This is a genomic window from Streptomyces sp. KLMMK (assembly GCF_036961605.1).
GTDB lineage: Bacteria > Actinomycetota > Actinomycetes > Streptomycetales > Streptomycetaceae > Streptomyces > Streptomyces telluris.
On sequence record NZ_JBAMDC010000387.1, the window covers coordinates 1 to 6,032 of the forward strand.

At 72.9% G+C, this 6,032-nt stretch carries 8 protein-coding genes; 5 read left to right on the forward strand and 3 right to left on the reverse strand.

The window, feature by feature from the left end; genetic code table 11:
* Positions 1–616: hypothetical protein (locus tag V7793_RS31750; RefSeq protein ID WP_336013117.1), on the reverse strand; the 616-nt coding region annotated here is incomplete at its 3' end.
* A gap of 90 nt (positions 617–706) precedes the next feature.
* On the opposite strand from V7793_RS31750, the gene dapE reads away from it, so the two are divergent.
* Both dapE and V7793_RS31760 read left to right on the forward strand, forming a co-directional pair.
* Positions 707–1,786, forward strand: a complete 1,080-nt coding sequence (dapE, locus tag V7793_RS31755) for a succinyl-diaminopimelate desuccinylase (protein WP_336013118.1) — start codon at positions 707–709, stop codon at positions 1,784–1,786.
* A 67-nt stretch (positions 1,787–1,853) separates the two neighbouring features.
* The gene (locus V7793_RS31760; protein ID WP_058046096.1) at positions 1,854–2,603 is read left to right on the forward strand and encodes a TIGR00730 family Rossman fold protein; all 750 of its coding nucleotides are present in this window, start codon (positions 1,854–1,856) and stop codon (positions 2,601–2,603) included.
* Positions 2,604–2,792: 189 nt separating this feature from the next.
* Here the strand turns inward: V7793_RS31760 and folP are convergent, their stop codons facing one another.
* Positions 2,793–3,653, reverse strand: coding sequence for a dihydropteroate synthase (gene folP / locus V7793_RS31765; RefSeq protein ID WP_336013120.1), 861 nt, complete (start codon positions 3,651–3,653; stop codon positions 2,793–2,795).
* A gap of 96 nt (positions 3,654–3,749) precedes the next feature.
* Between folP and V7793_RS31770 the strand changes: the two genes are divergently transcribed.
* The gene (locus V7793_RS31770) at positions 3,750–4,136 is read left to right on the forward strand and encodes a hypothetical protein (protein ID WP_336013122.1); all 387 of its coding nucleotides are present in this window, start codon (positions 3,750–3,752) and stop codon (positions 4,134–4,136) included.
* On the forward strand, positions 4,133–4,729 hold the full coding sequence (locus V7793_RS31775; protein ID WP_336013124.1) for a DNA-3-methyladenine glycosylase I: 597 nt from the start codon (positions 4,133–4,135) through the stop codon (positions 4,727–4,729). The genes V7793_RS31770 and V7793_RS31775 overlap by 4 nt, the downstream gene beginning before the upstream one ends.
* Before the next feature lie 26 nt (positions 4,730–4,755).
* Here the strand turns inward: V7793_RS31775 and V7793_RS31780 are convergent, their stop codons facing one another.
* Positions 4,756–5,556 carry an enoyl-CoA hydratase/isomerase family protein gene (locus V7793_RS31780; protein ID WP_336013126.1) on the reverse strand — a complete coding sequence of 267 codons (801 nt, stop codon included), beginning with the start codon at positions 5,554–5,556 and terminating at the stop codon, positions 4,756–4,758.
* A 320-nt stretch (positions 5,557–5,876) separates the two neighbouring features.
* Between V7793_RS31780 and V7793_RS31785 the strand changes: the two genes are divergently transcribed.
* The coding region (locus tag V7793_RS31785) for a DUF3117 domain-containing protein (RefSeq protein WP_336013128.1) at positions 5,877–6,032 on the forward strand (156 nt) is incomplete at its 3' end.

Consider the following 6,032-nt stretch of genomic DNA (forward strand, 5'->3'; position numbering starts at 1 on the left):
GGCGCAGCTTGGCCCGGACCGCCGAGACGTCCCCCTTCTTGCCGTCGCTCGGGCTCGTCGTGCAGCTGAAGGCCGCCACCGCCCGGCCCGTCAGCGCGGACGACAGCAGTGACGCGTCCGGCTCGTGCTTGGCGTACGCCTGCGGGAAGCCGCTGCGCTGCACCTTCTGCGCGGCCACCGTCAGCGGCAGCCGCGAGTAGCCCGGCACCTCCACCAGGTGGTCGTAGAACTTCCCCGACGCGTACACGGGGTCGGTGATCTGCCGCGCCGAGCCCCAGCCCTGCGTGGGCCGCTGCTGGAACAGCCCCAGCGAGTCCCGGTCGCCGTGGTGGATGTTGCGCAGCCCCGACTCCTGCATGGCCGTGGCCAGGGCGATCGTCACCGCCCGCTCCGGCAGCCCGCGCTCGGACCCCACGGCCGAGATCGTCGCCGCGTTCACCGCCTGCTCGGGCGAGAGAGAGTACGAGGCGCCGTCGGCGCGCACCGTGCAGCGCGGCGCTCCCGGGCCGCCCGTCACCAGCTGGGCGATCCCGTAGCCGATCAGCGCCAGCAGCACGGCGCAGGCGGCCACGATGCGCAACACGCGGCCACGTCGGGTGACGAAGATCCGGGACATGCGGCCCACGTTACTGGAGAGGACAGGCGGCGGCCCGGGGCCGCCCTCCGGCCCGGCCGCGCCCGCACCGCCCGGGCTAGAGTCGCACGCATGGATGACGCCGCACTCGACCTGTCCCTCGACGCCGCCGCCCTGACCGCCCAGCTCGTCGACGTCCCGTCCGAGAGCGGGAGCGAGAAGACGCTGGCCGACGCCGTCGAAAACGCCCTGCGCGCGCTGCCGCACCTGACGGTGGACCGGTACGGCAACAACGTCGTGGCCCGCACGAACCTGGGCCGTGCCGAGCGCGTCGTGCTCGCCGGCCACATCGACACCGTCCCCATCGCCGGCAACGTCCCCTCCCGGCTGGACGAGGACGGCTTCCTGTGGGGCTGCGGCACCAGCGACATGAAGTCCGGCGTCGCGGTGCAGCTGCGCATCGCCGCCACCGTGCCCGAGCCCAACCGCGACCTGACCCTCGTCTTCTACGACAACGAGGAGGTCGCCTCCCACCTCAACGGCCTCGGCCGCATCGCGGACGCCCACCCCGACTGGCTCGCCGCCGACTTCGCTGTCCTCCTGGAGCCCTCCGACGCCCAGGTCGAGGGCGGCTGCCAGGGCACCCTCCGGGTTCACCTGCACACCGCGGGCGAGCGCGCCCACTCCGCACGCAGCTGGATGGGCAGCAATGCGATCCACGCGGCCGCGCCGATCCTCGCCCGGCTCGCCGCCTACGAGCCGCGCCGTCCCGTCATCGACGGCCTGGAGTACCACGAGGGCCTCAACGCCGTCCGCATCGAGGGCGGCGTCGCCGGCAACGTCATCCCCGACGCGTGCACCGTCACCGTCAACTACCGCTACGCGCCCGACCGCAGCCCCGCGCAGGCCCTGGAGCACGTCCGCGAGGTCTTCGCGGACTGCGGCGTCGCCGGGCTCGTCGTGGACGACGAGTCGCCCGGCGCGCTGCCCGGGCTGTCCCACCCCGCCGCCGCCGCGTTCATCGAGGCCGTCGGCGGGACGCCCAAGCCCAAGTTCGGCTGGACCGACGTCTCCCGCTTCAGCGCGCTCGGCGTGCCCGCCGTCAACTACGGCCCCGGCGACCCGACGCTCGCCCACAAGCGGGACGAGCGCGTCCGGGCCTCGCTGATCAACGACTGCGAAGAGCGGCTGCGCGCCTGGCTGGCCGGCTGATCTTTCGGAACGCCGTACCCGTGGGCCTACGCTGAACAGCAACGATCTGCAGCGGAGGGAGCACGGCATGGCACATCCCGAAGGATCGCGCGCGCGGCGGGAGCAGCGCCGGGGGCCGGTGGTACGCCGGTACGGCCAGATGCAGGCGGGCACCACGGACCAGCACCTGCTGGACACGAGAGGGGCCGCGGACTGGGTCCACGAGGACCCCTTCCGGGTGATGCGCATCCAGTCCGAGTTCGTCGAGGGCTTCGGGGCCCTCGCCGAACTGCCACCCGCCATCAGCGTCTTCGGCTCGGCCCGCACGCCCCGGGACTCGCCGGAGTACGAGGCCGGCATCGCCATCGGGCGCGGCCTCGTCGAGTCGGGCTTCGCGGTCATCACGGGCGGCGGGCCCGGCGCGATGGAGGCCGCCAACAAGGGGGCGACGGAGGCGGGCGGCATCTCCGTCGGCCTCGGCATCGAACTGCCCTTCGAGCAGGGGCTCAACCAGTACGTCAACCTCGGCGTCGACTTCCGCTACTTCTTCGTGCGGAAGACGATGTTCGTGAAGTACGCGAGCGGGTTCGTCGTGCTCCCGGGCGGACTCGGCACGCTGGACGAGCTGTTCGAGGCGCTGACCCTCGTCCAGACCAAGAAGGTCACGCGCTTCCCGATCGTCCTCTTCGGCTCCGCCTACTGGGGCGGCCTGGTCGACTGGTTCCGGGACACGCTCATCGCCGGAGGCAAGGCCGGCCCGAACGACCTGCACCTCTTCCACGTCACGGACGACGTGGAGGAGGCCGTGCGGCTGGTCACCAAGGAGGCGGGGGCGTAGCCGCCCGCGGCGGGCCGTGACGAACGCCCGGGTGGCGGTGACTGCGTATCCGCCGGACCTTCGCCACGGTCGCGTGCCGCCGTTGCGGCGGGCATCCTTTTCCCGCCGCAACGGCCGGGGGCACCTCCCGGCGGCGGCCGGGGGAGCGACCGCGGCGACGCGGTCCCGCGGTGCCGGTCCTGCCCCGGCTCAGGCCAGACCCCGCCTGGCCACCGCAGGTGCCCGGTGGCCGGCGATGGACGCCACCATGTCCAGGATCTGCTTCGTCTCCGCCACCTCGTGCACGCGGTAGACCTGCGCGCCCAGCCACGCCGAGACGGCCGTCGTCGCGAGCGTGCCCAGGACGCGCTCCTTCACCGGCTTGTCGAGCGTCTCGCCGACGAAGTCCTTGTTCGACAGCGAGACCAGCACCGGCCAGCCCGTCTCCGCCATCTCGCCGAGCCGCCGGGTCGCCTCCAGCGAGTGCCGGGTGTTCTTCCCGAAGTCGTGCCCCGGGTCGATCATGATGCCGTCGCGCCGGACGCCGAGCGCCACCGCGCGCTCGGCCAGCCCGAGCGTGACCCGCAGGATGTCCGCCATCACGTCCTCGTACTCCACCCGGTGCGGGCGCGTGCGCGGTTCCACGCCGCCCGCGTGCGTGCACACCAGGCCCACGCCGTAACGGGCCGCGACCTCGGCCAGCTTGGGGTCCACGCCGCCCCACGCGTCGTTCAGGAGGTCCGCGCCGGCCTCGCACACCGCCTCGCCCACGTCGTGCCGCCAGGTGTCGACGCTGATCACCACGTCCGGGTGGCGCCTGCGGACCTCGGCCACGAAGCCGACCGTCCGGCGGGCCTCCTCCTCGGCGGTCACCTCCTCGCCGGGGCCGGCCTTCACCCCGCCGATGTCGATGATGGCGGCACCCTCCGCGACGGCCTGCTCCACCCTGGCCAGGGCGGGCTCGTCGGTGAACGTCGCACCCTGGTCGTAGAAGGAGTCCGGCGTCCGGTTGACGATCGCCATGATCACCGGCTCGTGCGCATCGAACTCGCGTCGTCCCAGCCGCAGCATGTCCCTACTCCCTCTCGGTGGTCCGCAGCGACCTTAACTGTCAGTGCGGCATGGCACGATCGGGGTGGACGGAAACGCAGTCCGTGTTCCTGGGAGATGGTCGTGTTCTGGTTCCTGCTCATCGCGCTGGTCGTGGTGGTCGCCGCGGTCGCGCTCTTCGTCGCCGGCGGCGGAAGCGGCGCGGCGCTGCCCGAGGCCGCGGCCGACCGGACCGTCTGGCCGCTCCCCGCGGACCGCCCCATGGCCCGGGCCGACGTCGAGACGCTGCGCCTGCCCGTGGCCCTGCGGGGCTACCGCATGGCGGAGACGGACGAGGCCCTGGACCGCCTCGGCGCCGAGCTCGCCGAGCGCGACGCCCGCATCTCCGAGCTGGAGGCCGCCCTCGCGGGCGCGCAGGCGGCGGCCATGGCCGGCGGCGCGAAGGCCGGCCCCGGGGAGAGCGAGAGCCGCGACCGGCGCGAGGACGAGGGGGAGAAGGAATGAGCGGCGCACCGGTCATAGGGGCGGACGGGCTGCACCGCTGCCCGTGGGGCCTCGAAGCGGAGACCATGGCGGACTACCGCGTCTACCACGACACCGAATGGGGCCGCCCCGTGCGCGGGGACGACGCCCTCTACGAGCGGATGTGCCTGGAAGCCTTCCAGTCCGGGCTCTCGTGGCTGACCATCCTGCGGCGCCGCGAGGGCTTCCGGGCCGCCTTCGCCGGGTTCTCCATCGCCAAGGTCGCGGCCTTCACCGACGCCGACGCGCAGCGGCTGCTGGCCGACCCCGGCATCATCCGCAACCGCGCCAAGATCACGGCCACGATCGCCAACGCACGGGTCGCGGCGGAGTGGGCACCCGGTGAGCTGGACGCCCTGATCTGGTCCTACGCCCCGGAGCGGGCCGCCGCGCCGCGCACGGCCGCGGACGTCCCGGCGGTGACGCCGGAGTCGACAGCCCTCGCCAAGGACCTCAAGAAGCGCGGCTTCCGCTTCATCGGGCCGACGACGGCGTACGCCCTGATGCAGGCGTGCGGGCTGGTGAACGACCACCTGGCGGGGTGTCACGCGAGGGAGGGCGCGGGGGCCCGCTGACGCGGGGCCCACCCGTGCCCGGCCGCTCAGCGGCCGACGAACTCCGGCTTCTCCTTCTTGAGGAAGGCGTCCACGGCAATGGCGTGATCCTCCGACGCCCCCGCACGGGTCTGCAGCTCGTCCTCCTTGGCAAGGGCCTCGGTCAGGGACCGCCCCGCCCCGTAGGCGAGGCACTCCTTGATCGCGGCATAGGCGCCGGTGGGCCCCTCGGCGAGGCGACGGGCGACGGCCCCGGCCTCCGCGGCCAGCTCCGCCGCCGGCACGACCTTGTTGGCGATGCCCAGCTCGTACGCCTCCTGCGCCGGCACGTTGCGCGGGAACAGCAGCAGGTCCGAGGCCCGGCTGTGGCCGACGAGGCGCGGCAGCGTCCACGAGACCCCCGAGTCGGCGGTCAGGGCGACCCCCGCGAAGGACGTGTTGAACGCGGCGGTGTCGGCCACCACCCGGTAGTCCGCGGCGAAGGCGAACCCCGCCCCGGCGCCGGCGGCGACCCCGTTCACCCCCGCCACGACCGGCTTCGGCATGCCGGCGATGGCCGTGACGATGGGGTTGTAGTGCTCCTTGACCGTCGTCATGGTGCTCCCCGTGCCGCTCGCGCGGTCGGCGGCCAGCGACTCGACGTGCTCCTTGAGGTCCTGCCCGACGCAGAAGGCGCGCCCGGTGCCGGTCAGCAGCACCGCCCGGACGGCCGCGTCGGCCCCGGCCCGCTGCAGGGCGTCGCGCAGGGCGACCTTGGTGTCGGTGTTCAGCGCGTTCATCGCGTCGGGACGGTTCAGCGTGATCGTCGCGAGCCCGTCCGTCACCTCGTACAGCACGGAGTCGGTCATGTGCCGGTCCCTCCCTCGTCGCAAGCCCCGTCAGTGGCGTTCCGGGCCCAGCATGCCGGAGATCACCGGGCACCGATATGTGACCTGCGTCAAAGAATCCGGCCATGGATGCGTGGTCGAAGCGGCGCAGTATCGCAGTCCGATCGCCGAATTGAGTGGTTTTGCGTGATCGCGTTGCCGAAGGGATACGGACCGATGTTGTTCATTGGGTCACGCGATGCGAGATAATGGCCTGGAAGCAATGTGTTCGATGCCGGTGACGCGGGCCTGTCGTGGGGCCGTCGGCTGACGATGAGCTGGTTTCAGGAAGGGGAACGAGCATGGCGGCCATGAAGCCGCGGACGGGCGATGGCCCGCTCGAGGTGACCAAGGAGGGGCGGGGCATCGTCATGCGGGTTCCGCTCGAAGGCGGCGGTCGGCTCGTCGTCGAGCTGACCCCGGATGAGGCCGAGGCCCTCGGAGACGCCCTGAAGAAG